The organism is Paraburkholderia sartisoli, assembly GCF_900107685.1.
GTDB lineage: Bacteria > Pseudomonadota > Gammaproteobacteria > Burkholderiales > Burkholderiaceae > Paraburkholderia > Paraburkholderia sartisoli.
The window spans coordinates 87,318-113,515 of record NZ_FNRQ01000010.1; the positions used below are offsets into that span (position 1 = coordinate 87,318).

The following is a 26,198-nucleotide window of genomic DNA, read 5'->3' on the forward strand; positions in this document are numbered from 1 at the left end:
CGCTCGTACAGGCGTTGCAGCGCTGAATCGTGTTCCCGCTGCCTGGCGCGCCGCACCTTCAGCCCGCCGCGCTTCCGCAGGCTGCGGCGATCAGCTGCGCCGCGACGCGCGGCGCAGCGCGCACGGGCCCGCAGCCCGGACCATACGTCTGGCTCGCCGCGTAGACACCTTCGATCAGGAGGCCGAGCGCATCGGCGAGCGCCTCGGGATCGTCCGCGCCCGCTTCGGTTGCAAGCGAAAGGATGCGCGCCATCAGCCGCGCCTTGTTGTCGATGACAAACTGGCGCGCCGGGTGCGTCACGTCGGGAAACTCGACGGCGACATTCACGAACGGACAGCCCCGATAATCCTTCACCGAAGCGCGCACGGCCAGATCGTCGAAGTACTGCTGCAACTGCCTTGCCGGTTCGCCCGGATGCTTCGCGAAGCTCTTCTCGACGTAGCTGAAAAACTGCCCGTCCTTGCGCTCGAGATAAGCCAGCACGAGATCGTCCTTGGACGAGAACTGCCGGTACAGGCTCATCTTGTTGACGCCCGCGCGCTCCACGACCGTATCGACACCCACCGCCCGCACGCCGTCGCGATAAAACAGCTCGTCCGCCGCGCGCAGCAGATGCGCCTGCGCCTCGGGGCCAGCCGTCTGCGTGCGCGCGCGACGATGCGCGGTGCGTTTTCCCGTTTCGCTCTGTGACATGGACGTCTCATCTCCGGTTGCCGACGCTTGACATGTTACCGACCAGTAACTAATATCGCAACACACATTGTGACTGATCTGTCACAAGTCTCTTACTGTAGCGGTAACAATTCGCGCGGGCGATGAAAAGCGGGTGCCGCGCGCCGGCTGGAGAAACCGATGAACTGGGCTGCGAGACTGATAGGCGGGCGCTTCCACTATGGATGGCTGACCGTCGCGGTGGTGTTTCTGGTGCTGCTGGCCGCGGCGGGCACGCGCGCCACGCCGAGCGTGATGATGGTGCCGCTCGAGCACCAGTTCGGCTGGAGCCGCGCGACGGTCTCCCTCGCGATCTCCGTGAACATCGCGCTGTACGGCTTGATGGGGCCGTTCGCGGCAGCGGCGATGCAACGGTTCGGCGTGCGTCCCACGCTCCTTATCGCGCTCGCGACGATGGCGGGCGGCGTCGCGCTTTCGTCGTTGATGACGCATCCGTGGCAGATGGTGCTGATCTGGGGCGTGATGGTCGGCGGCTCGACGGGGGTGGCGGCGCTGTCGCTGTCGGCGACAGTGGTGACGCGCTGGTTCACCACGCATCGCGGCCTCGTGATGGGCATCCTGACCGCGAGTTCGGCCACCGGCCAGCTCGTGTTCCTGCCGATGCTCGCGGCGATCGCGGAGCATCACGGCTGGAAGCCGGTTGTGCTGGTGGTGGCGGGCGCCGCCGCGATCGTCCTGCCGCTGGTTGCGTTCCTGCTGCCGGAGCGGCCCGCCGACATGGCGCTGCGCCCGTACGGCGAACCGGCCGACGCGCCCGTTGCGTCGAACGTCACGAAGCAGAATCCGCTCGCGATCGCCTTCGGCACGCTGGCGATGGCCAGCAAGACGCGCGACTTCTGGCTTCTCTTCTTCAGCTTCTTTATTTGCGGTGCGAGCACCAATGGTTACGTCGGCACCCACCTGATCGCGATGTGCGGCGACTACGGCATGACCGAAGTGCAGGGCGCGTCGCTGCTGGCCGCCATGGGTATCTTCGACCTGTTCGGCACGACGCTGTCCGGATGGCTGTCGGATCGTTTCAACAGCCGCGTGCTGCTGTTCTGGTACTACGGGCTGCGCGGGCTGTCGCTGATGTACCTGCCGCACGCGTTCGGAATCGACTTCTTCGGGTTGCCGCTCTTTGCCGTGTTCTATGGCCTCGACTGGATCGCCACCGTGCCGCCGACCGTGCGTCTGGCCACCGACGTCTACGGCAAGGAATCGGCGCCGGTCGTGTTCGGCTGGGTCGTCGCCGGTCACCAGCTCGGCGCGGCGTTCGCGGCGCTCGGTGCCGGCATGCTGCGCGCAAGTCTTGGCACCTACACGGTGGCGTCGATGATCTCGGGCGGATTGTGTCTCGTCGCCGCTGTGATCGTGCTGCGAATCAACCGCGGCGAGCGGCCGGTCGCCGCGCAGGCGGCATAACGTCGGCGCTCGGTGTCGTGCGGGTTGGGTTCCTTTGGCGGCACGGCGTGGATTGAGCGCTTCGTCCGCGCGACAGCGAACATGGCAGAACAAAGCCGGAGCGGTGAATCACATCGCTCCGGTTTTTTTCGGCTGCGGCGATCGCAGTTTTGCGCGGGCACAAACGGCGCGCGGCGCAAAGGCCGGTTATGCTATGTGGCCCCGGGCGTTCGCCCGTCGACTGGATTTCGACCGAGAAAAGCGCATGATGACAAAACCCGCTCCCACGACTGTCTCCATCCACGAACTTCTTGCTGGCCGCTGGAGTCCGCGCGCGTATTCGAGCGAACCGGTGAGCCGCGACCAGTTGCATTCGGTGCTCGAGGCGGCGCGCTGGGCGCCTTCGTCGTATAACGGGCAGCCGTGGCGCTTCGTCGTGTTCGACCGCACCACCGACGAAGTCGCGTTCAAGCGCGCCTTCGCAACGCTGGTGCCATTCAACCAGGGATGGAACGGGCCGGCACCGGTGCTGATCGCGGTCACGACGCAGACGTTGACGAGCAAGGGCGAAGTCAACCGCTGCGCTTCGTACGATGCGGGCGCGGCAGCGATGGCGCTCGTCCTGCAGGCGCACGCGCTTGGTCTCGCCGCGCACCAGATGAGCGGCTTCGACGTCCCCGCGTTCCGCAGCGCGTTTGCGATTCCCGCCGACGTCGAAATACTCGCGATGATCTCGCTCGGCCACTACGGCGATGTCGACAAGCTCGACCCGGTGCTGCGCGAGCGCGAGAAGTCGGTGCGCCAGCGTCAGCCGCTGGGCGACATCGCCTATGGCGGCGCGTGGAAAAAGGCGTTCTGATACGGGCGTTTGCCTTCGTCTTCAGCTTTGCTGCATTGAAAAACGCGCGGCCTCGATGACCGCGCGTTTTTTTCGAATCGTTTTTGTAGCCGCCGGCCTTAATGGTCCGCGTCGAGCGCGGAAAGCGGCGATGCGACGCTTTCCAGCGATTTTCTTTCCGCGTCGATGCCCCAGATCGCCGCGATCACCGCTGCGGCGACCATCAGCGCCGCGCCCACGAGATACCCCGTGAACACCTGCGCGCGTTCGTGCGTATCGATCAGGCGCCCGAAAAACGCAGGTCCCGCGATGCCGCCAAGCGCCGTGCCGAACGCATAGAACACGGCAATCGCGAGCGCGCGGATTTCAAGCGGAAACGATTCGCTGACGGTCAGATACGCCGAACTCGCCGCCGCCGATGCAAAGAAGAAGATCACCATCCAGGCGATCGTCTGCGTGGTCACATCGAGCGCCCGCTGCTCGAAGAGATAGCCGCTCACCGCGAGCAGCACGCCCGAAATGGCGTACGTCGACGCAATCATCTTGCGACGGCCGATCACGTCGAAGAGCCGTCCAAGCAGCAGCGGACCGAGAAAGTTGCCGAGCGCGAACGGCAGCAGATACCAGCCGATGCGATCGCCCGGCACGCCGTAGAAGTCGGTCAGCACGAGCGCATAGGTAAAGAAGATCGCGTTGTAGCAGAACGCCTGCGCGGTCATCAGCGACAGGCCCACCAGCGAGCGTCGCCGGTGCAACGCGAAGAGCGTGTGAAACACCTCGTGCAGCGTCGTGCGCTCGCGCGAACGCAGTCGCAACACCTGAAGGTCGTCCTGCGCGAGCGTGTGGCCTTCGCGGCGAAAGCGCGTTTCGATGCCTTCGACGATCGTCCGCGCTTCGTCGTGCTTGCCGTGTGTCAGCAGCCAGCGCGGGCTTTCGGGAATCCACGCGCGCATCGGCAGGATCACGAGCGCGAGCGCGGCACCGATGAAAAAGCATGCGCGCCAGCCCCAGTCGGCCGGCAGCAGGCTGTTGTCGAGCAAAACCAGCGAGCCCGTCGCGCCGAGCGCGGCGCCGATCCAGAACGTGCCGTTGATGCCGAGATCGGTCCAGCCGCGCACGCGCGCGGGCGTGAACTCCTGAATGGTCGAATTGATCGCCGTGTATTCGCCGCCGATGCCCGCGCCCGTCAGAAACCGGAACACAATGAAGCTCGCCAGATTCCATGAAAGCGCGGTTGCCGCGGTGGCGGCGAGATAAAGAGCGAGCGTGATGAAAAAGAGTTTCCGGCGTCCGAGCCGGTCGGTGAGCCAGCCGAACCCGAGCGCGCCGAGCACGGCGCCGGCGATGTACGCACTACCGGTCAGACCGACGTCGGCGTTGGAAAAATGCAGCGTCGGGCTTGTTTTCAGCGCGCTCGCCACGGCGCCCGCCAGCGTCACTTCGAGCCCGTCCAGCAGCCACGTGACACCAAGCGCGAAGACGATCAGCGTGTGGAAGCGACCCCATGGCAGCCGGTCGAGCCGCGACGGCAGATCGGTTTCGATGATCGCAGGCCGCCCGGTGCGGGCTCCGCGGGCGCTCGATTCGTCGCCGGACGGCGCCTTCGGACTGCCCGCTGAGGCGGGGCGCTCGTGGGTCGAGGCGGAGGACGGCTCGGTCATTCCTCAAGATCTCCCAAAAATTGATGACATATCCTGCCTGGTCGGGCCCACCTGGTTCATCCGGGATAGCGCGGCAGCACATTCCATTCCATGGGAGGTCGCGCCGGCCCGGTTGATACTCAGGGCGCTTCGTGTTACAAAGCCCGTCTTTCCGTGCGCGCCAACCGTGAGCGATTCCTGCCATGACCTATTGCGCGATTGACTTCGGCACCTCGAACTCGGCTGTTGCGCTGCCTGACGGCGCGACGCTGCGCCTCGCTCCAGTCGAGGGCGACTACACGACGCTGCCGACCGCTGTCTTCTTCAACACCGACGAGAACACCCGCGAGTTCGGCCGCGCGGCGCTCGACGCCTACATCGACGGCTTCGACGGCCGGCTGATGCGCTCGATGAAGAGCATTCTCGGCTCCGCGCTCGCCGATACGACGACGGACCTCGGCGACGGCTCCGCGATTCGCTACACCGACGTGATCGGCATTTTTCTCGACCACCTGAAACGCAAGGCCGAAACGGTCGCGGGCGCGTCGATCGACCGCGCCGTGCTGGGTCGCCCGGTGTTTTTCGTCGACGACGACCCGCGCGCCGACCAGCTCGCCCAGCAGCAGCTGGAAGCGGCGGCGCGCTCGGTGGGCCTGCGTGACATCCATTTTCAGTATGAGCCGATCGCGGCCGCTTTCGACTACGAATCGCACCTGACCAGGGAAGGGCTGGTGCTGGTCGCCGACATCGGCGGCGGCACGTCGGACTTTTCGCTGGTGCGCGTGGGGCCGGACCGGATGCACCGCATCGAACGCAAGGACGACGTGCTCGCGCATCATGGCGTTCACATCGCCGGCACCGATTTCGACCGGCGCGTCGAACTCGCGACGATCCTGCGCGAGATCGGCTACCAGTCGCTCGATCCGGAAGGGCGCGAACTGCCGAACCGCGTCTACTTCGACCTCGCGACGTGGCACCTGATCAACACCGTCTATTCGCCGAAGCGCGTGAGCGAACTGGGCCTGATGCGGCACCTTTATACGGAGACGCGTCAGCACGACCGGTTGATGCGCGTCGTCGAGCGCCGTCTGGGCCACGCGCTGGCCGCGCACGCGGAAGAAGCGAAAATCGGCGTGGCGGCAGGCGGCGAAACGGTGATCGATCTGGACGAGGTGGAAGACGACCTGCGTCTCGCCTTCGACGAAGCGCAACTCGTCGAGGCGGGCCACGACGACATGCAGCGCATTGTCCAGGCCGCGCGCGACACCGTGCAGGCCGCGGGCGTCGCGACCCGCGACGTGACGGCCGTGTACTTCACGGGCGGCTCGACGGGCCTCGCGTTTCTGTCGAACGCGCTGGCGGCGGCTTTTCCCGGCGCGCAAGCCGTATTCGGCGACCGGCTCGCCAGCGTGGCGACCGGCCTCGGCATTCATGCGCGGCGCATTTTCGGATAATCGGCGTTACGTTATTAATAAAACCGCTGTCGCATGAATCCGCAGACATAAAAAAACCCCGCCGAGGCGGGGTTTTTTGCGTCCAGAAGGAAGCGTGTTGCTTACACCGGCTTGATGTTAGCAGCTTGCTTGCCCTTCGGGCCCGTCTTCACTTCAAACGTAACCTTTTGGTTTTCTTGCAGCGACTTGAAGCCTTCTGCGCGGATTTCCGAGAAATGCGCGAACAGATCTTCGCCGCCGCCGTCCGGCGTGATGAAGCCAAAGCCCTTTGCGTCATTGAACCACTTGACGGTACCGGTTTCCATATTACTTGTTCCTAAAGATGGTGAATAAGGCCGAAGCCCAGGTGTGCATGAAAATCAAGGAAGGGGCAATGGGACCAACCGGAGTACCGTTGATGGGCGAACTACGAAAGACCTTCACTCGCCGCTTGAAATCCTGCCCGAACGTTATACGGCGATTTTCTACGAAGGTCAACCCAATTTCCCCGTTCTGTACAGTTTTTTTCGGAATGGTCTGCTTGTTGCTCTCTAAACATCCTGTTTTGCGTTGGCATTTGCCGGGGCCAGAACATTTGACGCTGCACTGACCGGGTGCAACCGGTAAACTACGCGCCCGCGTAGAGGTTGCACCTTCTGTCGGTCAACCGGTCTGCGCGCGTGATGAAGCGTATATTTTCAGCGGTCAGCCTTCCCGCACAGCGCTTCGCATGCTTTCGACACAGGAGAAGACGTGAAAAGTTCTATTCAGAGGAACATCGGACCAGTCGCGCTGCTGTTGACCGGCCTCGGATCCATCATCGGATCGGGCTGGTTGTTTGGCGCGTGGAAGGCGGCAAAAATTGCAGGCCCGGCGGCAATATGTGCATGGGTGATTGGCGCCGTCGTGATTCTGGCCATCGCGCTCACTTACGCGGAGCTGGGGGCGACGTTCCCCGAATCGGGCGGGATGGTGCGTTATGCGCGTTACTCGCACGGCGCGCTGGTCGGCTTTATCAGCGCTTGGGCAAACTGGATTGCGATCGTCTCGGTGATTCCGATCGAAGCCGAAGCGTCGATCCAGTACATGAGCACCTGGCCATACGACTGGGCGCACGCGCTTTTCGTGAACGGCTCTCTGACGACACCCGGTTTATTGCTGTCGGCGGCGCTGGTGATCGTGTATTTCCTGCTGAACTACTGGGGCGTGAAGCTCTTCGCGCAAGCGAACTCCGCGATCACCGTCTTCAAGTTCATCATTCCTGGCGCGACGATCCTCGGATTGATGTTGACGGGCTTCCACAAGGAAAACTTCGGCGACGCCGGTACGTTCGCGCCGTACGGCTGGTCGGCGGTGCTGACCGCGGTCGCGACCAGCGGCATCGTGTTCGCGTTCAACGGCTTCCAGAGCCCGATCAACCTTGCCGGCGAGGCACGCAACCCGTCGAAGAGCGTGCCGTTCGCGGTGATCGGCTCGATCCTGCTTGCGCTCGTGATCTACGTGCTGCTGCAGGTGGCGTACATCGGCGCGGTGAATCCGTCCGACGTGATGAAGGGCTGGAGCCACTTCAATTTTGCGTCGCCGTTCGCTGAACTGGCGCTCGCGCTGAACCTGAACTGGCTCGCGTTCCTGCTGTACGTCGACGCGTTCGTGAGCCCGAGCGGCACCGGCACCACCTACATGGCCACGACGACGCGCATGATCTACGCGATGGAGCGCAACAACACAATGCCGAAGATCTTCGGCAACGTGCATCCGTTCTACGGCGTGCCGCGTCAGGCGATGTGGTTCAACCTGCTGGTTTCGTTCCTCTTCCTGTTCTTTTTCCGCGGCTGGAGTTCGCTCGCGGCGGTGATCTCGGTCGCGACGGTGATTTCGTATCTGACGGGGCCGATCAGCCTGATGTCGCTACGCCGCTCGGCGACGGACCTCGAGCGTCCGCTGCATATTCCGGGGATGTCGGTAATCGCGCCGTTCGCGTTCGTGTGCGCATCGCTGGTCCTGTACTGGGCGAAGTGGCCGTTGACGGGCGAAATCATCCTGCTGATGATCGTCGCGCTGCCGGTCTACTTCTACTTCCAGGCGAAGTCGGGTTTCGGCGGTTGGGGACGCGACCTGAAGGCCGCATGGTGGCTGGTTGCCTATCTGCCGGTCATGGCGCTGCTTTCGCTGATCGGCAGCAAGGAGTTCGGCGGCCGCGGCATCCTGCCGTACGGCTGGGACATGGTGGTGGTGATCGCGTTCGCGCTCGTGTTCTATTACTGGGGCGTGCATACCGGCTATCGCACCGGATACCTCGAAGAGCGCGAATCGCCCGACGAGATTCTGGAAGGCATCGGCGCGTAACGCGGTTTCTTCCGGTCACGATTCCCGGCGCGCGATGCGCTGGGAATCGACCTGAAAAAAGCCCGCTGGGTCTGCTACAGACGCCAGCGGGCTTTTCTTTTTCCGCAGGCGAAACGGCGCCGGCTCAAACGGTCAGGCGTTGCCGAACACGTAGTTCGTCATCGCGAGCGAGCGCTGATACGTGCCGAGCGACTGGATCGACAGCGTGAAGTCATCGTCGGCGGCGCCGAGTGCCGAGAAGACGGGCAGCAGGTGCTCGTCGGTCGGGTGCATCAGCACGGCGTGTGGCGCCTGCGCGCGATAGTCGAGCAACGCATCGATGTCGCGGGCGGCGAGCTTCGATTCGAACCAGTCGGTGAACTCGGCCACGCGCGGATCGGCGTCTTCCGGACGCGCCGAGAAATCGGCCGCGCGCAGATTGTGCGTGATCTGGCCGGAGCCGATCACCATCACGCCTTCATCCTTCAGCGCCCGCAGCGCGCGGCCGACCTTGAAGTGATGCGCCGGGTCCATGCGCGGCTGGATCGATAACTGCGCGACGGGCACGTCGGCTTCCGGGAAGAGCAGCAGCATCGGCACCCAGGCGCCGTGATCGAGCCCGTGCGGCTGCGTCGCGGTTGCGATGCCGTGTTCGCCGAGCAGGGCCGCCGCCTTGCGAGCGACATCCGGCGCGCCGGGCGCCGGGTACTGGATTTCATACAACTGGCGCGGAAAGCCGTGGAAATCGTGGATGGTTTCGGGCGCCTCCGAGGTGCTCGCGACCGGCTGCGCCGTGCCCCAGTGAGCCGACAGCATCAGGACGGCCCGGGGACGCGGCAATTGAGCCGAAAGCGTCGCGAATTCGACGGACGGAAGCGCCGGATCGATCGGCAGCGTGGGCGCGCCGTGCGACAGGTAAAGCGTGGGTAAGCGGGTCATGGCAGCGAAGCCGCGTGGCTAGCGGTCAGAAGGTTTCGTTACTACCACTATAGGGGCGCACTGTCGTTTGATAAACGGGGCGAAATGGATTTGATTGTCTCGCGGATGTCGATAATCGTGAGATCGGACGCCTTGATGACCGCGCTGCGCCGATTCGCGCGGCAATTCCACGCCGGCGATCGCGCCTGCGGCCGATTCAGTCGTGCGTTTCGCGCAGGCCCGGCCACGCGGGCGCGAGCGCTGGACCCAGCGCGAACAGATCGAGCACGCGCGCGACGGTGTGGTCGATCATCTCGTCGATCGATGCCGGCTGGGTGTAGAACGCGGGGAGTGGCGGGAAAATCACGCCGCCCATTTCGGTCACGGCCGTCATGTTGCGCAGATGCGCGAGGTTGAACGGCGTTTCACGCACCATCAGCACGAGCCGGCGGCGCTCCTTGAGCGTGACGTCGGCGGCGCGGGTGATCAGGTTGTCGGCGAAGCCGTGTGCGATGCTCGCGAGCGTTTTCATCGAGCAGGGCGCGATGATCATGCCGTCGGTGGCGAACGAACCCGACGCGATGCTCGCGCCGACGTCGCGCACCGAATGGACGACATCCGCGAGCGGATGCACGTCGTCCTTGCTGAGCTGGAGCTCGTGCTGGACGTTGAGCCAGCCGGCGCTGGAGATCAGCAGATGGCTCTCGACGCCGCCCAGCCCGCGCAGCGTCTCGAGCAGCCGGATACCGTAGACGGCACCGGTCGCGCCGGTGATGGCGACGATCAGCCGGCGCGTGGCCGGCGCGGGCGCAGCCCCGGTTTCCATGGCGCGCGCCACGCGAAGCGGGATTACGCAGCCGCGAACAGTTGCTGCAGTTCGCCGGACTCGTACATCTCCATCATGATGTCCGAGCCGCCGACGAACTCACCCTTCACGTAAAGCTGCGGAATGGTCGGCCAGTTCGAGAATTCCTTGATGCCCTGACGGATGCCTTCGTCGTCGAGGACGTTGACCGTCTTGAATTCGCCGACGTTGCACGCCTTCAGGATCTGGATGGCGCGGCCCGAAAAGCCGCACATCGGGAATTGCGCGTTGCCCTTCATGAAGAGCACGACGTTGTTTTCGTCGACGATTTGCTTGATGCGTTGTTGCGTATCCATGACTGACCTTGCGGTTTTCGGAAATTGCGGGGATAGACCCAGATGATAGCGGAATTCGATTGCACAGGCTGGGCGTAGCCCTGCTGCGCGTGTGGCCGGTTCGTGCGTTCGCAACGCGGGTTCAGGCTGCGGCGCGCCGGCCGCCGCTGATGCGTTCGATGCCCGCGAGATCGCACGCCGAACGGACTTCGCCGAAGCCACCGGCTTCGAGCAGCGCGCGCACGGCCAGCGCCTGATCGTAGCCGTGTTCCATCCACAGCACGCCGCCGGGCGCGAGCCAAGCGGGCGCACCGGATACGATCGCACGGATCGCTGAGAGGCCATCGGCTTCGTCGGTGAGCGCGCCGCGCGGCTCGAAGCGCAGATCACCCTGCGACAGATGCGGATCGCCGCTCGCGATATAAGGCGGGTTACTGACGATGATGTCAAAGCGCGGCGCCTGACTGGCGTCCAGCGCGCCGTACCAGTCGCCTTCGAAAAACACGGGCACGCCGCCGGGCCGCGCCACATCGAGCAGCTTGCCGGCGTTTCTGGTTGCGACAATCAGCGCCTCGGGCGACCGGTCGACCGCCCAGATCTGCGCGTCGGGCCGCGCCGACGCAATCGCGACGGCAATCGCACCCGTGCCGGTGCCGAGGTCGAGCACGCGGGGTTGCTTCAGGCCTTCCAGTGCGTCGAGCGCGGTTTCAACCAGCAGCTCGGTTTCGGGCCGCGGAATCAGCACGTGCGGCGTGACGTCGAACGCCAGCCCGAAAAATTCGCGCGCGCCGACGAGTTGCGCAACCGGCTCGCCCGCGAGGCGCCGCGCTTCCAGCGCCCAATACCGCGCGATGAGCGCCGCGTCGAGCGGTTCGTCGGCGCGGGTGATCAGTTCTGTCCGGCGCCATCCCAGCACGTACCCGAGCAGGATGCGCGCTTCGAGCACCGGCAGCGCGGAGGCGCGCAACAGGGCGGCAGCGGTGTCGGCACTGTCGGCGTTATGCATGGCGGCGCGCGTCAGTCGGCGTCGCCGAGCGAGGCGAGCAGTTCAGCCTGGTGCTCGCTCACCAGCGCCGCGATGAGTTCGTTGAGATCGCCGTCCATGATCGCGTCGAGGCGGTAGAGCGTCAGGTTGATCCGGTGATCGGTGAGACGCCCTTGCGGAAAGTTGTACGTGCGGATGCGCTCCGACCGGTCGCCCGAGCCGATCAGGCTCTTGCGCGTGGCCGCTTCCTTCGCGTGCTGTTCCTGCGACTGCCTGTCCATGATGCGTGCGGCGAGCACCTTGAGCGCGCGATCCTTGTTCTTGTGCTGCGAGCGGTCATCCTGACATTCGACGACGATGCCCGTCGGCAAGTGAGTTACCCGCACGGCCGAATCGGTCTTGTTGATGTGCTGGCCGCCCGCGCCGGACGCGCGGAACGTGTCGATGCGCAGATCCGCCGGATTGATCTGGACTTCGGCGATTTCGTCGGCTTCCGGCATGACCGCGACCGTACACGCCGACGTATGGATGCGGCCCTGCGTTTCGGTGGCGGGCACGCGTTGCACGCGATGGCCGCCGGACTCGAACTTCAGCTTCGAATACGCCGCGTCGCCCGCGATCCGCACGATCACTTCCTTGTAACCGCCGAGATCCGACTCGCTCGCCGACATCATCTCGACCTGCCACTTGTTGCGTTCCGCGTAGCGCAGATACATGCGCAGCAGATCGCCCGCGAACAGCGCCGATTCGTCGCCGCCGGTGCCCGCACGGATTTCGACGAAGATGTTGCGGTTGTCGTTCGGATCTTTCGGCAGCAGCATGGTCTGCAGTTCGCCTTCGAGCTTCGCTTTCTGCTCGCGCGCGGCGCGGATTTCTTCTTCGGCGAAGTCGCGCATCGACGCGTCGGACAGCAGTTCCTGCGCGGTGGCCTCGTCGGTGAGCGCCTGGCGCCACAGCGCGTAGTGCTCGACGACCGGCCCGAGCTCCGCGTGCTCGCGCGTCAGCTTGCGGTACTGGTCGAGATTCGCGGTGATGTCTTCGCGGCTCAACAGGTCATTCAGTTCGGCCAGCCGGGTGGTGAGCTGGTCGAGCTTGCTTTGCATGCTCGTTTTCATCGGACGGGTCGGAGCGGGCTCCGGAAAGGACGACTGCTAATGGAAAATCGGGGGAATTCGCGCATGCCGGGCGGAGCCTCTCGACGGCATGCGGCGGGCGTGCCGCCGGCAATACTGCGGCGACAGCGTCGCTAACGATTCGACGAACCGGACGGGTCCGACGGGTCGGCGGCGCCGCCATGATGATAGAAGCCGCTCATCAGCTCGATGAGCTTGTCGCGGTTTTCGCTGCTGGCGCGGTTGAGCGCGTGCGTCGGACCGTGGATCAGCTTGTTCGTCAGCGCCTGCGAGAGCGCTTCGAGCACGACGGCCGGATCGTCGCCGCGCGCGAGCATCCTGTGCGCGCGTTCGAGTTCGGCGCGGCGCAGCGAATCCGCCTGCGTGTGCATGTGACGGATGACCGGCACGATGCTGCGCGCGTCGAGCCACTGCATGAAGTTCTGCACGCGCGTTTCGATGATCGCTTCGGCCTGCGCGACGGCGGCCTGACGCGATGCGTTGCCTTCGCGGACGATCGCGCCGAGGTCGTCGACGGTGTAGAGAAACACGTCTTCGAGCTTGCCGACTTCCGGTTCGATGTCGCGCGGCACCGCCAGATCGACCATGAAAATGGGCCGGTGACGGCGCGCCTTCACCGCGCGCTCCATCGCGCCGAGGCCGATGATCGGCAGCGTCGACGCCGTACACGACACGATGATGTCGAATTCGTGCATGCGCGCGGGCAATTCCGCCAGCGGAATCGCGCGGCCGTTGAAGCGTTCGGCAAGGCGCGAGCCGCGCTCGGCGGTGCGGTTCGCGACCACGAGTTCGCGCGGCTGCTGCGCGGCGAAGTGCGTCGCGCACAGTTCGATCATTTCGCCCGCGCCGATGAACAGCACGCGCTGGTTCGAGATTTTGTCGAAGATGCGCTGCGCGAGCCGCACGGCCGCCGCGGCCATCGAAACGGACTGGGCGCCGATTTCCGTCGTGCTGCGCACTTCTTTCGCGACGGCGAACGTGCGCTGGAAAAGCTGGTTCAGATACGTGCCGAGCGCGCCGGCTTCCGATGCGGTGCGCACCGCGTCCTTCATCTGGCCGACGATTTGCGTTTCGCCGAGCACCATCGAATCGAGCCCCGATGCGACGCGAAACGCGTGACGCACGGCTTCGGACTGCGGCAGCGCGTACACGTGCGGCGCCAGTTCGCCAACCGGAAGATTGTGATAGCGGGACAGCCACTGGATGGCGGCTTCGCGCGCGGCATGATCGTCGGTGGCGCAGTAGAGTTCGGTGCGGTTGCAGGTGGACAGAATGGCGGCTTCGGGCGCCGAGCGGGCGGCCGGGCCGAGCCAGATGTCCTTGAACGTCGCGAGCGCCGGCTTGATCTGGTCGAGCGGAAACGCCACGCGTTCGCGCAAGGCGACAGGCGCGGTGTGGTGGTTGATTCCGATCGTTAGAAGCTGCATGGGGCGCGATTGTGGGCGGCGCTATGGTGTAGCGCAATATTATAGCGTTTCCGGTGATCTTTCATTGAGCGTGCCTGATACCGGGATGAAGCCCCGCCGCAGGGTCAGGCCGCGACCCGGTCGAGCTGGTATCCGTAGCCGTAAAGCGGCGTGAGCGCGTAGCCGAGCTCCGGGCGCAACTGGAGTTTCGAGCGCAACCGCGACGCATGCGTGTCGAGGGTGCGCGACCTTACGCCGCGGCCACGCTTCCAGACCGTTTCGAGGATGTGCGCGCGCGAGACCGGCCGCGACAGGTTGGTGAACAGCAGCAGCGCGAAACGGAACTCCTTTGGCGTCAGCGCGACGCGCTGGCCGCGGAACGTGACGACGTCGTGCGCCGTCTCGAAAACGTATTCGCCGAAGACGTTGCGCAGCCGGTTGTGCGGCCGGCGCACGCCGGCTCGCCGCAGCAGCGCGTCGACGCGCGCCAGCATTTCGGGGCCGCGCACGGGCTTGGTCAGGCAGTCGTCGGCTCCGGCGTGCAGGATCGAGACGATTTCGCTTTCGCGCGGCGCCGTGATCAGCACCATGACCGGCAGGCCGGGCAACACCTTGCGGGCGAGCGGAATGACGTCTTCGGCGGCGAGGTCGCCGGACCAGATATCCGCCAGAAGCAGGTCGAAGGTCTGGCTGGCGGCGCTCGCCAGAAACGGCGTGCTCGCCTGGAAGTGCTCGCAGGCATGGCCGCCGGCAAGCAGCAGACGACCAATCAGTTCGGCCTGGCGGCCGTCGGGCTCGACGAGCGCAATTCGCATGGGGGAGTACGGTCAGCACGTTCGGCATAATCCGGATGCCCGGCGGCCGGATCATGCGGGTGGATATCAGGCTGGAAGGGGGCCGGAAGACGGATCGGATATCCGCCCGGGCAAGACCCGTGGCTTGCCTTGCGCTACCCCGGCCCCTAAACTCAACCGCTACACACAAGGCGCCGTGCTGACCTGTTAGTTAACGAGACAAAAATGCTAGCTGTGCAAACGCTTCGACCCTATAAGAGCGGTCTTAAATCATTCGAGGCCTGTCGCTGATGGGCTGGACAGGTATCGTGATACTCGGCGCGGTGGTGGGACTGGTCGGCGGATGGCTGCATCCGCTGCGGCGGGCGGGGCGTGTACGCATCCCGGTTGCGCTGGTTGCCGGCGTCGTCGGGGCGGTCGTCGCCGCGATGGCCGGGAACGTCGCCGGTCTCTTCCATGATGGTGATACGCTCGAATGGCTGGCCTGTACCTCCGTCGCCCTGATCGCGGTCGCCGTGACGGTCGGCCTTTTGTCCCGTCGATAAGATGAATTCCCCGCAGGTGAAACAATGAACGCCCGACTCCCCGAAACGTCTTCCATTCCCGAGCGCATCGCGTTGCTGCGCGGCGCCATGAAGCGCGAAAACCTCGCCGCTTATCTCGTGCCTTCCGCCGATCCTCACCTTTCCGAATATCTGCCGGGACGCTGGCAGGGGCGCGAGTGGCTCTCGGGTTTCACCGGCTCGGTGGGCACGCTCGTCGTCACCGATGATTTCGCCGGTCTCTGGGTCGACAGCCGCTACTGGGTGCAGGCCGAAGCGCAACTCGCCGGCACCGGCGTGCAGCTGATGAAGATGATGGGCGGCCAGCAGAGCGCGCCGCACATCGACTGGCTGGCGCAGAACGTCGCAAGCGGCGCGGCGGTCGGCGTCGACGGCGCGGTGCTCGGCGTGGCGATGGCGCGTGCGTTGAGCGATGCGCTCACGGCGCGCGGCGTCGCGTTGCGCACCGACGTCGATCTGCTCGACACGATCTGGCCGCAGCGCCCGACGCTGCCGGTCGAAGCCGTCTACGAACACACCGCGCCGCATGCGAGCGTCGCGCGCGCCGACAAGCTCGACCAGATCCGCCGCGAGATGCAGCAAAAGGGCGCGCAGTGGCATTTCATCTCGACGCTCGACGACCTCGCGTGGCTGCTGAACCTGCGCGGTGCGGATGTCAGCTACAACCCCGTGTTCGTCGCGCATGCGCTGATCGGGCTCGACAGCGCATCGCTGTTCGTCGCCGACGGCAAGGTGCCGCAAGCGCTCGCGGACGCGCTCGCGCGCGACGGCATCCAGGTGAAGCCCTACGTCAGGGCGGCCGATGCGCTTGCCGCGCTGCCGTCGGGTTCGACGCTGCTGATCGATCCGCGGCGTATTACTTTTGGTCTGTTGCAGGTCGTGCCGTCGAGCGTGAAAATCGTCGAAGCCGTGAATCCCTCGACGTTCCTGAAGTCGCGCAAGACACCGGCGGAAGCGGAACACGTTCGCGCGACGATGGAGCAGGACGGCGCGGCGCTCGCCGAATTCTTCGCGTGGTTCGAGGGCGCGCGTGGCCGCGAAACGATCACCGAGCTCACCATTGACGAGCGTCTGACGGCGGCGCGCGCGCGTCGTCCGGGCTTTGTCACGCTGAGCTTCGGCACGATCGCCGGGTTCAACGCGAATGGCGCGATGCCGCATTACCGCGCGACGCAGGCATCGCACGCCACGATCGAGGGCAACGGTCTCCTGCTGATCGATTCGGGCGGGCAGTACCTGAGCGGTACGACGGACATCACGCGCGTCGTGCCGGTCGGCACGATCAACGCCGACCATCGCCGCGACTTCACGACCGTGCTGAAGGGCACGATGGCGCTCTCGCGTGCGCAGTTTCCGCGCGGCATCCGCTCGCCGATGCTCGACTCGATCGCCCGCGCGCCGATCTGGGAAGCGGGTGCGGACTACGGCCACGGCACGGGTCACGGCGTGGGTTACTTCCTGAACGTGCATGAAGGCCCGCAGGTGATCTCGCACTACGCGCCGGCCGAAGCGTGGACGGCGATGGAAGAGGGCATGATCACGTCGATCGAGCCGGGCATTTACCGTCCGGGCAAGTGGGGCATCCGGATCGAAAACCTCGTGCTGAACCGCGAGGCGGAAAAGACCGAGTTTGGCGACTTCCTGAAGTTCGAAACACTGACGCTGTGCCCGATCGATACCCGCTGCGTCGATCTCGCGCTGCTGCGCGACGACGAACGCGCGTGGCTCAACGCGTATCACGAGACGGTGCGCACACGCGTTTCGCCGCATGTGTCCGGCGACGCGAAAGCGTGGCTGGAAACACGCACGCAGCCGATCTGACGCGCGCGGCGCGCTGCGGTTTCAACCGGAGCCGGGCGCGTGCGTTCCGGCGTATTTCCCACGTTCAACTGGCGATGGAGTGTGCATGGCGATCAAGGCAGTCGTTTTCGATTTCGGTGGCGTGCTGATCGACTGGAGTCCGCAGTATGTCTACCGCACGCTGATTCCGGACGAAGCGGAGCGCCACTGGTTTCTCACGCACGTCTGCGCGATGGACTGGGTTATCCAGCAGGACGGCGGCCAGACGATCGAAGCAGGCACGGCTGAGCTGATCGCGAAGTTTCCCGAGCACGAAACGCTGATTCGCGCGTTCTACGAGCGCTGGCACGAGATGATCCGCGGTGTGCTCGAAGACGGCATCGCCACGCTCGAAAAACTCGACGCGGCCAACGTGCCGCTCTTCGGGCTGACGAACTGGTCCGCCGAGACGTTCCCTTACGCGTGGGACAACTTCCCGGTATTGCGGCGCTTCAGGGACATCGTCGTCTCGGGGCGCGTGAAACTCGTGAAGCCCGATCCGGCGATTTTCGCGGAGATGGTGAAGCGCATCGAGTCGCATCTGCCGGGCGTGCAGCCGGCGGAGCTCGTCTTTATCGACGACAACCTGAAAAACGCCGAAGCCGCGACCGCGCTTGGCTGGCACGGCGTGCATCACACCGGCGCGGCCCGGACCGAAGCGAAGCTGCGCGAACTGGGCTTGCCGGTCTGATTACATTGCGAGGCGCGCGCCGTGTGCCGCGTGTCCAGTAAGCCAGGCTACTACGGCGAGAAACGGGGCATAAGCCACGCCCCTAAGGCGATGAACGCGGCGGATTCGACGCGTCCGCCGGTTCCTTGCCGAGCAGATTCAGCAACGCGTTGCCCAACCCCTTGACCGTTTCGCCCGTCCCCTTCGCGACGCCAGCGACGCTCACGCCGAGCGCCTCCGCGAAGCCGTTGCGCATTTTCGTCAGCAGACTTTCGTTCAGCGAAAACTTCGGGTCTCGCAGATTGCCTTCGAGCACGAAATGCAGCGTGATGTCGTCGCCACGCTTCTTGAGCGCGGCGACGGCCGCCTGGGTCGGGATCGAAAGGAACGTGTCGACGGGGTTGTCGCTGTCGGCGAGCTGCAGATGGTGGATCGTCACCACGCCCGGTGCGTGAAGCTGGTAGTTGCGCACGGTCGAGTCCACTTTCATGTCGAGCGTGCCGTCCCTCACCTGCGCTTTCGCGCCGGCTTTCCTGAGCAGGTACGGATCGAGCGTCCCGATATCGATGCCGCGCAGCGTGGTGGTGGTCTGCGAATCCTTGCTGGCGATTTTTATCCAGCCGCCGAATGAAACCGTGCCGGTATGCGACGGTCCCTTGATCGAGCCGTTGACGGCGAGCGTCGTGGGTTCGTCCAGATCGGGTACGTGGATGTGATCGATCGTCGCGCTCGCGTCGGTGATGGCGATCCGGTACGCGGGATTGCTCACCGTCAGGTCGTAAAACACAAACGTGCCGTGCTGGAATTCTATGTGGTCGACAAGCTTTTCCGACGGCAACGGCGATGCTTCGCTGGTGGCGCCAGCAGCGCCCGCGCCCGTATTTTCGGGGTTGTTCAACGATTGCCGGAGGTTCGGCAGCAACTGGACGCCGCCATCCTTCGTGCGCAACACGGTCATGTTGAATCCGCTGACCACGACATTGCGCATATGAATACGCCGCTGGATCAGATCGCGAACGTCGGGTTCGAGGACGACGGTGTCGGCGTGTAACGCATCGGCGGCGGGCCAGCCATCGGGCGCGCGCAGACGGACGTTGGTGAGACGGATGGTTCTGAAGCCGACGTCGATCGAGTCGGCACTGCCGCGCGGGCCGAGGGCGGCGGCGATGCGTTCTTTCACCTCGTGCTGGATGAACAGCAGGCCGGCCACCACGACGACAACCAGTATCGCCACCACGCCTGTCAGCGCGACGGCTACGCGACTGCCCTTCGACATCGGCATGCCTCTGCCTCCTCGTTGCCGCGCAGTGTGTGCGGCCAGACCTCAGACCGTTTAGCCTTGTCGTGCAGATCGCTGGCCGGCCCGCGGGCGAGGCCAGCCGTGCTGAACCCGCTCCGCCAACACCCGCGCCCATCCGCCCAACCCGCTCGCCGCGTGCGCACGGACCAGCCCCGACTGAGGCCGACCCGCTGCGCCGTAGCCGCGCAATCTAGCGCGTGATCGGCTTGTAGCGCAGGCGCTTCGGCCGGGCGGCTTCTTCGCCGAGACGGTTACGCTTGTCCGCCTCGTATTCCTGATAGTTGCCGTTGAAGAACGTCACCTGCGATTCGCCTTCGAACGCCAGAATGTGCGTCGCGATGCGGTCGAGGAACCAGCGATCGTGCGAGATCACCAGCACCGAGCCCGCGAACTCCAGCAACGCGTCTTCGAGCGCGCGCAGCGTTTCGACGTCGAGGTCGTTCGACGGTTCGTCGAGCAGCAGCACGTTGCCGCCCGCGATCAGCGTTTTCGCCAGATGCAGCCGGCCGCGCTCACCGCCCGACAGGTTGCCGACGTTCTTCTGCTGGTCGCCACCCTTGAAGTTGAAGCGGCCGATGTACGCCCGCGACGGCGTTTCATACTTGCCGACGGTCAGTACATCCGCACCGCCCGAAATTTCTTCGAAGACGGTCTTCGAGCCATCGAGCGCATCGCGGCTCTGGTCCACATACGCGAGCTTCACGGTCGGGCCCTGCACGATCTCGCCCGAATCCGGCTGTTCCTTGCCGGTCAGCATGCGAAAGAGCGTCGACTTGCCCGCGCCGTTCGGCCCGATGATGCCAACGATCGCGCCCGCCGGAATCTTGAGGCTCAGGTCGTCGATCAGCAGGCGGTCGCCGTATGCCTTCGTCACGTTCCTGAATTCGATCACCTCGTTGCCGAGACGGTCGCCGACCGGGATGAAGATTTCCGACGTTTCATTGCGCTTCTGGTAATCCTGGCTGCTCAGTTCCTCGAAACGCGCGATACGCGCCTTCGATTTCGCCTGACGTCCCTTCGGGTTCTGGCGCACCCACTCCAGTTCCTTCTTGATCGCCTTCTGACGCGCCGATTCCGTGGCTTCCTCCTGCTTCAGCCGCTCTTCCTTCTGGTCGAGCCAGCTGCTGTAGTTGCCCTTCCACGGAATGCCGTGACCGCGATCGAGTTCGAGAATCCACTCGGCGGCGTTATCGAGGAAGTATCTGTCGTGGGTGACAGCAACCACCGTGCCCGGAAAGCGCGTGAGGAACTGTTCGAGCCACTCGACCGATTCCGCGTCCAGGTGGTTGGTCGGTTCGTCGAGCAGCAGCATGTCGGGCTTTTCGAGCAGCAGCTTGCACAGCGCCACGCGACGTTTTTCGCCGCCCGACAGGTGTTCGATTTTCGCGTCCCACGCCGGCAGGCGCAACGCGTCGGCGGCGATCTCGATCTGCTGTTCCGGGCTGCCGCCGTCTGCGGTGGCGAGAATGGCCTCGTACTTCGCCTGTTCGGCGGCGAGCGCGTCGAAGTCGGCGTCCGGCTCGGCATACGCGGCGTAGATTTCGTCGAGCTTCTTCTGTGCGTTGAAGACGTCGCCGAGACCTTCCTCCACCGCTTCACGCACGGTTTTCTGCGGGTCGAGTTGCGGTTCCTGCGGCAGATAGCCGATGTTCAGGTTCGGCATCGGCGTGGCTTCGCCCTCGATGTCCTTGTCGACACCCGCCATGATGCGGATCAGCGTCGACTTGCCCGAGCCGTTCAGGCCGAGCAGACCGATTTTCGCGCCAGGAAAGAACGACAGCGAGATGTCCTTCAGGATTTGACGCTTGGGCGGCACGATCTTGCCGACCCGGTTCATGGTGAAGACGTATTGGGCCATTTGCTTGAAATCAGGCGTTGACGCCGCCGCCCGCGTGCGGGCGGCGGTCGTGGGTGGATGGGTATGCGTTTCCCGAATGGCACCGGCGACCGGCGCGCAGGGAGAACTGGCATTGTACTTCGCCGTCCAGGGCGAAAGTGCCGCTACAGGCAGTGGCTATGTCGTCTGGCCAGGGTGACGCGGCTTCCCTGCTGACGGACTATAGCCACTCAGCGACGCCGCCATGACGCGAACAGGTGCCGCTGCGATGCCGGCTGAAGCTGTAGGTGCCGTCGCGGCAGCGCGCGGTGGCGCCTTCCGGAATCTTGCCCGACAGCGAGCGGGCCGGCGCGTGGACGGTCTCGCCGTCGCGGTTCTGGTACGTGTTGTGGTTGCTGAGCGTGGCCTCGTCAGGCGTGGAGGCGGGCGCCACGTAAGCCGATGCTGGCGTGACCGCGAGCAGCAGGCTCGCGGCGAGGGCGGCGACGAATGCCGTTTTACGCCGCAGTCGGGACGAAGCGATGCCGATGTTCATGGTCAGAGCCGTTTGTTATTTTTCGATGCCTCGCGTCGCTACACAGCACCGTTGTGGATCAGCACCGTCAGTCAGTTAGCGCGCCTGCCCGTCGACGGATCGAAGAAATGGAGATGCCGGGCGGGCAGCACCACCTGCAGCGCTTCGCCGCGCGCCGGGCGATGCGCATGCGGCAGTCTTGCCGCCACGTCGTGGCTGCCCCACCGGCCGTGCGCAAGATTGTCGGCGCCCAGCAACTCGCAGGAGTCGACGGTGAGCGTCGCGGGCGCGGCGTCCGCCAGTCCCGGCGTCATGTGCTCAGGCCGGATGCCCAGCGTCCACTCGCGTCCGGCCGCCACCTCGCGGCCGATACACGGCACGCCCGCGAGCGGCAGCCTCGGCCCGTTGCCCGCGACTTCGAAGAACGCGCCATCGCCTGACACGCGGCCTTCCAGCAGATTCATCCCCGGCGAGCCGATGAAACTCGCGACGAACAGCGTCGCGGGCCGCTCGTAGACCTCGGTGGGCGCACCGATCTGCTCCGCGTGACCCTTGTTCATCACGATCACCCGCTGCGCGAGTGTCATCGCTTCGATCTGGTCGTGCGTGACGTACAGGCTCGTGGTCGCGAGACGCGCATGCAGGCGCTGGATTTCCAGACGCATCTGCACGCGCAGCCGCGCATCGAGATTCGATAGCGGTTCGTCGAACAGAAACACGGCGGGCTCGCGCACGATCGCGCGGCCCATCGCGACGCGCTGTCGCTGGCCACCGGACAGCTCACGCGGCTTGCGGGCGAGCAACGCTTCGAGCTCGAGAATCTTCGCGGCGGCGTTGACGCGCCGGTCGATCGTCGCGCGATCCTCGCCGGCGATCTTCAGCGCATAGCCCATGTTCTGCGCGACGCTCATATGTGGATAGAGCGCGTAGTTCTGGAACACCATCGCGATGTTGCGGTCCTTCGGTTCCAGCGTGTTGACGACCTTGTCCGCGATCGAGATCGTGCCTTCGGAAATGCCTTCGAGCCCGGCCACCATGCGCAGCAAGGTCGACTTGCCGCAGCCGGACGGTCCGACCATCACGACGAACTCGCCATCGGCGACATCGACGTCGATGCCGTGCAGCACGAACTGTTTGCCGTCGTAGGTCTTTTTCACGCCGTTCAGGGTCAGTGCAGCCATTCGTTTTTGCCTTTCCGTGCATTCGCGGGCGTCGCGTTACGAGTTACGAGTCATGCGTCACGCGCCATCGCGTTGAATCGGGTTGTGTTGCGCCGGGTGGGGTTCGATCCGAAACCTGTCCCGGCCGGTTTATTTTTCGGCATCCACGAGGCCGCGCACGAACCAGCGCTGCATCGTCAGCACGACGGCGAGCGGCGGTAGCATCGCAAGCAGCGTCGCGGTCATCACCAGATGCCACTCGGTCGCCGTGTCGCCGGACGCGATCATGCTCTTGATGCCGACCACCGCCGTGGTCAGCGATTGCTGGCTCGTGATCAGGATCGGCCACAGATACTGGTTCCAGCCGTAGATGAACGTGATCACGAACAGCGCGGCCATGTTCGTCTTCGACAGCGGCAGGACCACGTCCCAGAAAAAGCGCAGCGGCCCGGCGCCGTCGATGCGCGCCGCTTCCATCAGTTCGTCCGGCAGCGTCATGAAAAACTGGCGGAACAGGAAGGTCGCGGTGGCCGAGGCGATCAGCGGCAGCGTCAGGCCCGCGTAGGTGTTGCTCAGGTGCATCGACGACACCACCTGCACGGTCGGAAAGATGCGCACTTCGACCGGCAGCATCAGCGTGATGAAGATCAGCCAGAACGCGAGGTTCCTGAACGGAAAGCGGAAGAACACGATCGCGTACGCGGAGATCATCGACACGGCGATCTTGCCGATCGAGATCACGAGCGCCATCACGAGGCTGTTCATCAGCATCCGTCCGAACGGACTCGCCGCGTTGCCGCTGCCGTGCGTCCACACGTTCGCGATGTTTTCGAACAGATGCGTGCTGGGCACGAGCGAAAGCGGCACGCTGAACACTTCATGCTCGCTCATCGTCGCGGCACAGAACGCGATGTACACCGGAAACACGACCAGCACGACGCCGACGATCAGCACCGCGTGGCAAAAGAGGTCGAACCCGCGTCGATTCTCGATCATGAGTACTGGACCCTCCGCTCGATGAACCGGAACTGCACGACAGTCAGCGCGACGACGATCACCATCAGCACCACCGATTGCGCGCCCGAGCTGCCGATATCGAGTCCCTGAAAGCCTTCGGCGAAGATCTTGTAGATCAGCGTGCGGGTCGATTGCGCGGGGCCGCCGCCGGTGGCCGCGTCGATCACCGGCAACGTATCGAAGAACGCGTAGACGATATTGACGACGAGCAGGAAGAAACTCACCGGCGACAGCAGCGGCAGTGCGATGCCGAAGAAGCGGCGCACGGGGCCGGCGCCGTCGATCGCGGCCGCTTCGATCAGCGAGCGCGGAATTGCCTGCAGGCCGGCGTAGAAGAACAGGAAGTTATAGCTGACCTGCTTCCAGACCGACGCGAGCACGACGAGGAACATCGCCTGCCCGGGGTTGAGCGCGTGATTCCACACGATGCCGCCCTTCGCGAGCGCGTAGGTCACGAGCCCGATGCTTGGATTGAACAGGAACGACCACAGCACGCCGGCGATCGCGGGCGCGACCGCGTACGGCCAGATCAGCAGCGTCTGATACGCCTTTGCCCCGCGCGTCACGCGGTCGGCGCAGGCGGCGAGCACGAGCGAAATGACCAGACCGCCGACCGTGACGAGCGAACAGAAAATGAGCGTCGTGTTGACCGACGACAGATAGAGCGGATCGGCGAACAGCTGTTTGAAATTGGCGAGGCCGACGAACTCGCTCGACGTGCCGAACGCGTCCTGACTTTGCGTGGACTGCCACAGCGCCTCGCCGGCGGGCCACAGAAAAAACAGCAGCGTGATGGCGAGTTGCGGCGCAACCAGCAGATACGGCAACACGCCTGCGCCGAAGCGGGATCGCTTTTCCATCGATGTTTCCCGTGGGTGATGCGCGCGGGCGCCTGCTTTTTAACAGGCGCCCGCAGGAACCAGCCGGCCGTCGCTAGCTGCCGGCCTTCTCGAAGCGGCGCAGCAACTCGTCGCCGCGGGACACGGCGGAGTCGAGCGCCTCTTTCGGCGACTTCTTCTGCGTCCAGACCTGCTCGAGTTCCTCGTCGACGACCGTGCGGATCTGCGGCATGTTGCCAAGGCGCAGTCCCTTGGTGAACGGCAGGGGCGGCTTGTTGAGCATCTGTTTGATCGCGGTATCGCTACCGGGGTTCTTCTCGTAGAAGCCCTGTTGCTGCGTCAGCTGATAGGCCGCGGTGGTGACCGGCAGGTAACCGGTGTCCTGATGCCATTTGGCCGCGACCGGCGGCGACGTCAGATAGGCGAGGAATTTCGCCACGCCCTTGTAGACGGCCGGATCCTTTCCCGCCAGCACCCACAGGCTCGCGCCGCCGATGATCGCGTTCTGCGGCGCGCCTTTCACGCTCGCGTCGTACGGCATCATGCCGGTGCCGAAGTTGAACTTCGCGAACTTCCTGATGGTGGCAAGCGACCCCGACGAGTTCGTGATGATGCCGCAGTCGCCGCTATAGAACTTCGACACCGGTTCGTCCTTGCGGCCGACATAGGTGAACGTGCCTTCCTTCACCATGTTCTGCAGGAACTGGATGTGCGCGATCTGCAGCGGCTTGTTGAATTCGAGTTGCGCATCGGCGCCGTCGAAGCCGTTGTTCTTCGATGCGAACGGTGCGCCATGCCACGCACTGTAGTTTTCGAGCTGGATCCAGCTCTGCCAGCCCGACGAATAACCGCACGACATGCCCGATGCCTTCAGCTTTCGCGCATCCTGCTGCAGTTCGTCCCAGGTCTTCGGCGGCTTGTTCGGATCGAGGCCGGCCTTCTTGAAGGCGTCCTTGTTGTAGTACAGCACCGGCGTCGAACTGTTGAACGGCATCGAAACGAGCTGGCCGCTCTTCGAGTCGCTGTAGTAGCTGGCGATGGTGGGTACGAACGCCTTTTCGTCGAGCGGCACGCCCGCCTGTTTGAACACGTCCGAGACCGGGATCACGGCTTTCCTGGCCTGCATCATGGTGGCCGTGCCCACTTCGTAGACCTGCAGGATCGCGGGCGCGTTGCCGCTACGGTAGGCCGCGATGCCCGCTGCGAGCGTCTGGTCGTAGGTGCCCTTGAACACCGGCACGATCTTGTAGTCGCTCTGCGACGCGTTGAAGTCGTTCGCGATGTCGTTCAGGCGTTCGCCCAGTGCGGCTTCCATCGCGTGCCAGAACTGGATCTCGGTCGCGGCATGGGCCGCGGTGCTGACGCCGAACGCCAGTAACGCAGCAACGGAAAGCGAACGGAACAGGGGCTTGCAACTCATCGATTGTCTCCTTGGCCGGATCATGCGCAAATTGGGGTTGCGCGATTCTAGTTGTGTTCGATGACAGTCTCGCGGTGGTAGTCCTTCAGTGCGTAAGGTCACCGGAACGGGCAATTTAACACCGGCAACGGCGAAACTGAAGCGCCCCGGCAGAAAGGGTGGTTGCTGACGCAACGGATTTTGACATTCAGGCGGGGCCTGCATCGGTCACGCGCCTATGCGGCTGAACAAGGTGGTCTGGGTGGCCTGCTGCCGGGTTTTATCTTGCCGGTGACCCTGCCGATTACGTCTCGGGCGTATCGATGTCCCGT

Annotated in this window: 24 protein-coding genes; 7 read left to right on the forward strand and 17 right to left on the reverse strand. The window is 64.6% G+C overall.

Annotated elements, in window-relative coordinates:
• Positions 1–58 precede the first annotated feature (58 nt).
• On the reverse strand, positions 59–694 hold the full coding sequence (locus BLV45_RS24120; protein ID WP_090537341.1) for a TetR/AcrR family transcriptional regulator: 636 nt from the start codon (positions 692–694) through the stop codon (positions 59–61).
• A gap of 159 nt (positions 695–853) precedes the next feature.
• Between BLV45_RS24120 and BLV45_RS24125 the strand changes: the two genes are divergently transcribed.
• Together BLV45_RS24125 and BLV45_RS24130 are read left to right on the forward strand one after the other, a co-directional pair.
• Positions 854–2,137 (forward strand): MFS transporter, encoded by a 1,284-nt coding sequence (locus BLV45_RS24125; RefSeq protein WP_090537344.1) that lies wholly within the window; start codon positions 854–856, stop codon positions 2,135–2,137.
• A gap of 244 nt (positions 2,138–2,381) precedes the next feature.
• Positions 2,382–2,975 (forward strand): nitroreductase family protein, encoded by a 594-nt coding sequence (locus BLV45_RS24130; RefSeq protein WP_090537450.1) that lies wholly within the window; start codon positions 2,382–2,384, stop codon positions 2,973–2,975.
• Positions 2,976–3,073: 98 nt separating this feature from the next.
• Here BLV45_RS24130 and BLV45_RS24135 read toward each other — a convergent pair whose 3' ends face one another.
• Positions 3,074–4,615 carry an MFS transporter gene (locus tag BLV45_RS24135; protein ID WP_090537346.1) on the reverse strand — a complete coding sequence of 514 codons (1,542 nt, stop codon included), beginning with the start codon at positions 4,613–4,615 and terminating at the stop codon, positions 3,074–3,076.
• Positions 4,616–4,797: 182 nt separating this feature from the next.
• Between BLV45_RS24135 and BLV45_RS24140 the strand changes: the two genes are divergently transcribed.
• Positions 4,798–6,048 (forward strand): Hsp70 family protein, encoded by a 1,251-nt coding sequence (locus tag BLV45_RS24140; RefSeq protein ID WP_090537348.1) that lies wholly within the window; start codon positions 4,798–4,800, stop codon positions 6,046–6,048.
• Between the two features lie 101 nt (positions 6,049–6,149).
• On the opposite strand, the gene BLV45_RS24145 is transcribed toward BLV45_RS24140, so the two are convergent.
• Positions 6,150–6,353, reverse strand: coding sequence for a cold-shock protein (locus tag BLV45_RS24145; protein WP_090537350.1), 204 nt, complete (start codon positions 6,351–6,353; stop codon positions 6,150–6,152).
• Positions 6,354–6,780: 427 nt separating this feature from the next.
• Between BLV45_RS24145 and BLV45_RS24150 the strand changes: the two genes are divergently transcribed.
• Positions 6,781–8,373, forward strand: a complete 1,593-nt coding sequence (locus tag BLV45_RS24150; RefSeq protein ID WP_090537352.1) for an APC family permease — start codon at positions 6,781–6,783, stop codon at positions 8,371–8,373.
• 132 nt (positions 8,374–8,505) lie between these two features.
• Here BLV45_RS24150 and BLV45_RS24155 read toward each other — a convergent pair whose 3' ends face one another.
• The 7 genes from BLV45_RS24155 to BLV45_RS24185 form a co-directional block, all read right to left on the reverse strand.
• Complete coding sequence (locus BLV45_RS24155) at positions 8,506–9,291, reverse strand: DODA-type extradiol aromatic ring-opening family dioxygenase (protein WP_090537355.1); 786 nt, start codon at positions 9,289–9,291, stop codon at positions 8,506–8,508.
• Between the two features lie 196 nt (positions 9,292–9,487).
• The gene (locus tag BLV45_RS24160; protein WP_090537357.1) at positions 9,488–10,096 is read right to left on the reverse strand and encodes a UbiX family flavin prenyltransferase; all 609 of its coding nucleotides are present in this window, start codon (positions 10,094–10,096) and stop codon (positions 9,488–9,490) included.
• Positions 10,097–10,119: 23 nt separating this feature from the next.
• Complete coding sequence (gene grxD / locus BLV45_RS24165) at positions 10,120–10,431, reverse strand: Grx4 family monothiol glutaredoxin (protein WP_090537359.1); 312 nt, start codon at positions 10,429–10,431, stop codon at positions 10,120–10,122.
• 121 nt (positions 10,432–10,552) lie between these two features.
• Positions 10,553–11,416 carry a peptide chain release factor N(5)-glutamine methyltransferase gene (gene prmC, locus BLV45_RS24170; protein ID WP_090537361.1) on the reverse strand — a complete coding sequence of 288 codons (864 nt, stop codon included), beginning with the start codon at positions 11,414–11,416 and terminating at the stop codon, positions 10,553–10,555.
• 11 nt (positions 11,417–11,427) lie between these two features.
• Positions 11,428–12,510: a peptide chain release factor 1 gene (gene prfA, locus BLV45_RS24175; protein ID WP_090537363.1), complete on the reverse strand. Its 1,083-nt coding sequence runs from the start codon at positions 12,508–12,510 to the stop codon at positions 11,428–11,430.
• Between the two features lie 131 nt (positions 12,511–12,641).
• Positions 12,642–13,955 carry a glutamyl-tRNA reductase gene (hemA, locus tag BLV45_RS24180; RefSeq protein ID WP_090537365.1) on the reverse strand — a complete coding sequence of 438 codons (1,314 nt, stop codon included), beginning with the start codon at positions 13,953–13,955 and terminating at the stop codon, positions 12,642–12,644.
• A 104-nt stretch (positions 13,956–14,059) separates the two neighbouring features.
• A complete protein-coding gene (locus tag BLV45_RS24185; RefSeq protein WP_090537368.1) occupies positions 14,060–14,749 on the reverse strand; it encodes a response regulator transcription factor in 690 nt (229 codons plus the stop codon).
• Between the two features lie 269 nt (positions 14,750–15,018).
• Between BLV45_RS24185 and BLV45_RS24190 the strand changes: the two genes are divergently transcribed.
• The 3 genes from BLV45_RS24190 to BLV45_RS24200 all read left to right on the forward strand — a co-directional run bounded on the left by BLV45_RS24190 (position 15,019) and on the right by BLV45_RS24200 (position 17,821).
• Positions 15,019–15,273, forward strand: coding sequence for a hypothetical protein (locus BLV45_RS24190; RefSeq protein WP_090537370.1), 255 nt, complete (start codon positions 15,019–15,021; stop codon positions 15,271–15,273).
• Between the two features lie 24 nt (positions 15,274–15,297).
• A complete protein-coding gene (locus BLV45_RS24195) occupies positions 15,298–17,112 on the forward strand; it encodes an aminopeptidase P family protein (RefSeq protein ID WP_090537372.1) in 1,815 nt (604 codons plus the stop codon).
• A gap of 85 nt (positions 17,113–17,197) precedes the next feature.
• Entirely contained in the window at positions 17,198–17,821 is a 624-nt protein-coding gene (locus tag BLV45_RS24200) for an HAD family hydrolase (protein ID WP_090537375.1), read from the forward strand.
• 82 nt (positions 17,822–17,903) lie between these two features.
• Here the strand turns inward: BLV45_RS24200 and BLV45_RS24205 are convergent, their stop codons facing one another.
• The 7 genes from BLV45_RS24205 to ugpB form a co-directional block, all read right to left on the reverse strand.
• Complete coding sequence (locus tag BLV45_RS24205) at positions 17,904–19,082, reverse strand: DUF748 domain-containing protein (RefSeq protein ID WP_090537377.1); 1,179 nt, start codon at positions 19,080–19,082, stop codon at positions 17,904–17,906.
• A gap of 208 nt (positions 19,083–19,290) precedes the next feature.
• Complete coding sequence (ettA, locus tag BLV45_RS24210) at positions 19,291–20,958, reverse strand: energy-dependent translational throttle protein EttA (protein WP_090537379.1); 1,668 nt, start codon at positions 20,956–20,958, stop codon at positions 19,291–19,293.
• A 199-nt stretch (positions 20,959–21,157) separates the two neighbouring features.
• Positions 21,158–21,472 (reverse strand): DUF3761 domain-containing protein, encoded by a 315-nt coding sequence (locus BLV45_RS24215; RefSeq protein WP_090537381.1) that lies wholly within the window; start codon positions 21,470–21,472, stop codon positions 21,158–21,160.
• Positions 21,473–21,543: 71 nt separating this feature from the next.
• A complete protein-coding gene (locus tag BLV45_RS24220) occupies positions 21,544–22,632 on the reverse strand; it encodes a sn-glycerol-3-phosphate import ATP-binding protein UgpC (RefSeq protein WP_090537383.1) in 1,089 nt (362 codons plus the stop codon).
• Positions 22,633–22,761: 129 nt separating this feature from the next.
• Positions 22,762–23,607 (reverse strand): sn-glycerol-3-phosphate ABC transporter permease UgpE, encoded by an 846-nt coding sequence (ugpE, locus tag BLV45_RS24225; RefSeq protein ID WP_090537385.1) that lies wholly within the window; start codon positions 23,605–23,607, stop codon positions 22,762–22,764.
• Entirely contained in the window at positions 23,604–24,488 is an 885-nt protein-coding gene (gene ugpA / locus BLV45_RS24230; protein WP_090537387.1) for a sn-glycerol-3-phosphate ABC transporter permease UgpA, read from the reverse strand. Before ugpA ends, ugpE begins: the two co-directional genes overlap by 4 nt.
• Before the next feature lie 73 nt (positions 24,489–24,561).
• Positions 24,562–25,887: a sn-glycerol-3-phosphate ABC transporter substrate-binding protein UgpB gene (ugpB, locus tag BLV45_RS24235; RefSeq protein WP_090537389.1), complete on the reverse strand. Its 1,326-nt coding sequence runs from the start codon at positions 25,885–25,887 to the stop codon at positions 24,562–24,564.
• Positions 25,888–26,198: the final 311 nt, after the last annotated feature.

What these genes read in the sequence shown, in the direction of transcription:
- BLV45_RS24120 (WP_090537341.1), bottom strand. Translation starts at nt 694, where the DNA reads ATGTCACAGAGCGAAACGGGAAAACGCACCGCGCATCGTCGCGCGCGC.
- BLV45_RS24125 (WP_090537344.1), top strand. Translation starts at nt 854, where the DNA reads ATGAACTGGGCTGCGAGACTGATAGGCGGGCGCTTCCACTATGGATGG.
- BLV45_RS24130 (WP_090537450.1), top strand. Translation starts at nt 2,382, where the DNA reads ATGATGACAAAACCCGCTCCCACGACTGTCTCCATCCACGAACTTCTT.
- BLV45_RS24135 (WP_090537346.1), bottom strand. Translation starts at nt 4,615, where the DNA reads ATGACCGAGCCGTCCTCCGCCTCGACCCACGAGCGCCCCGCCTCAGCG.
- BLV45_RS24140 (WP_090537348.1), top strand. Translation starts at nt 4,798, where the DNA reads ATGACCTATTGCGCGATTGACTTCGGCACCTCGAACTCGGCTGTTGCG.
- BLV45_RS24145 (WP_090537350.1), bottom strand. Translation starts at nt 6,353, where the DNA reads ATGGAAACCGGTACCGTCAAGTGGTTCAATGACGCAAAGGGCTTTGGC.
- BLV45_RS24155 (WP_090537355.1), bottom strand. Translation starts at nt 9,291, where the DNA reads ATGACCCGCTTACCCACGCTTTACCTGTCGCACGGCGCGCCCACGCTG.
- BLV45_RS24160 (WP_090537357.1), bottom strand. Translation starts at nt 10,096, where the DNA reads ATGGAAACCGGGGCTGCGCCCGCGCCGGCCACGCGCCGGCTGATCGTC.
- grxD (WP_090537359.1), bottom strand. Translation starts at nt 10,431, where the DNA reads ATGGATACGCAACAACGCATCAAGCAAATCGTCGACGAAAACAACGTC.
- prmC (WP_090537361.1), bottom strand. Translation starts at nt 11,416, where the DNA reads ATGCATAACGCCGACAGTGCCGACACCGCTGCCGCCCTGTTGCGCGCC.
- prfA (WP_090537363.1), bottom strand. Translation starts at nt 12,510, where the DNA reads ATGAAAACGAGCATGCAAAGCAAGCTCGACCAGCTCACCACCCGGCTG.
- hemA (WP_090537365.1), bottom strand. Translation starts at nt 13,955, where the DNA reads ATGCAGCTTCTAACGATCGGAATCAACCACCACACCGCGCCTGTCGCC.
- BLV45_RS24185 (WP_090537368.1), bottom strand. Translation starts at nt 14,749, where the DNA reads ATGCGAATTGCGCTCGTCGAGCCCGACGGCCGCCAGGCCGAACTGATT.
- BLV45_RS24190 (WP_090537370.1), top strand. Translation starts at nt 15,019, where the DNA reads ATGGGCTGGACAGGTATCGTGATACTCGGCGCGGTGGTGGGACTGGTC.
- BLV45_RS24195 (WP_090537372.1), top strand. Translation starts at nt 15,298, where the DNA reads ATGAACGCCCGACTCCCCGAAACGTCTTCCATTCCCGAGCGCATCGCG.
- BLV45_RS24200 (WP_090537375.1), top strand. Translation starts at nt 17,198, where the DNA reads ATGGCGATCAAGGCAGTCGTTTTCGATTTCGGTGGCGTGCTGATCGAC.
- BLV45_RS24205 (WP_090537377.1), bottom strand. Translation starts at nt 19,082, where the DNA reads ATGCCGATGTCGAAGGGCAGTCGCGTAGCCGTCGCGCTGACAGGCGTG.
- ettA (WP_090537379.1), bottom strand. Translation starts at nt 20,958, where the DNA reads ATGGCCCAATACGTCTTCACCATGAACCGGGTCGGCAAGATCGTGCCG.
- BLV45_RS24215 (WP_090537381.1), bottom strand. Translation starts at nt 21,472, where the DNA reads ATGAACATCGGCATCGCTTCGTCCCGACTGCGGCGTAAAACGGCATTC.
- BLV45_RS24220 (WP_090537383.1), bottom strand. Translation starts at nt 22,632, where the DNA reads ATGGCTGCACTGACCCTGAACGGCGTGAAAAAGACCTACGACGGCAAA.
- ugpE (WP_090537385.1), bottom strand. Translation starts at nt 23,607, where the DNA reads ATGATCGAGAATCGACGCGGGTTCGACCTCTTTTGCCACGCGGTGCTG.
- ugpA (WP_090537387.1), bottom strand. Translation starts at nt 24,488, where the DNA reads ATGGAAAAGCGATCCCGCTTCGGCGCAGGCGTGTTGCCGTATCTGCTG.
- ugpB (WP_090537389.1), bottom strand. Translation starts at nt 25,887, where the DNA reads ATGAGTTGCAAGCCCCTGTTCCGTTCGCTTTCCGTTGCTGCGTTACTG.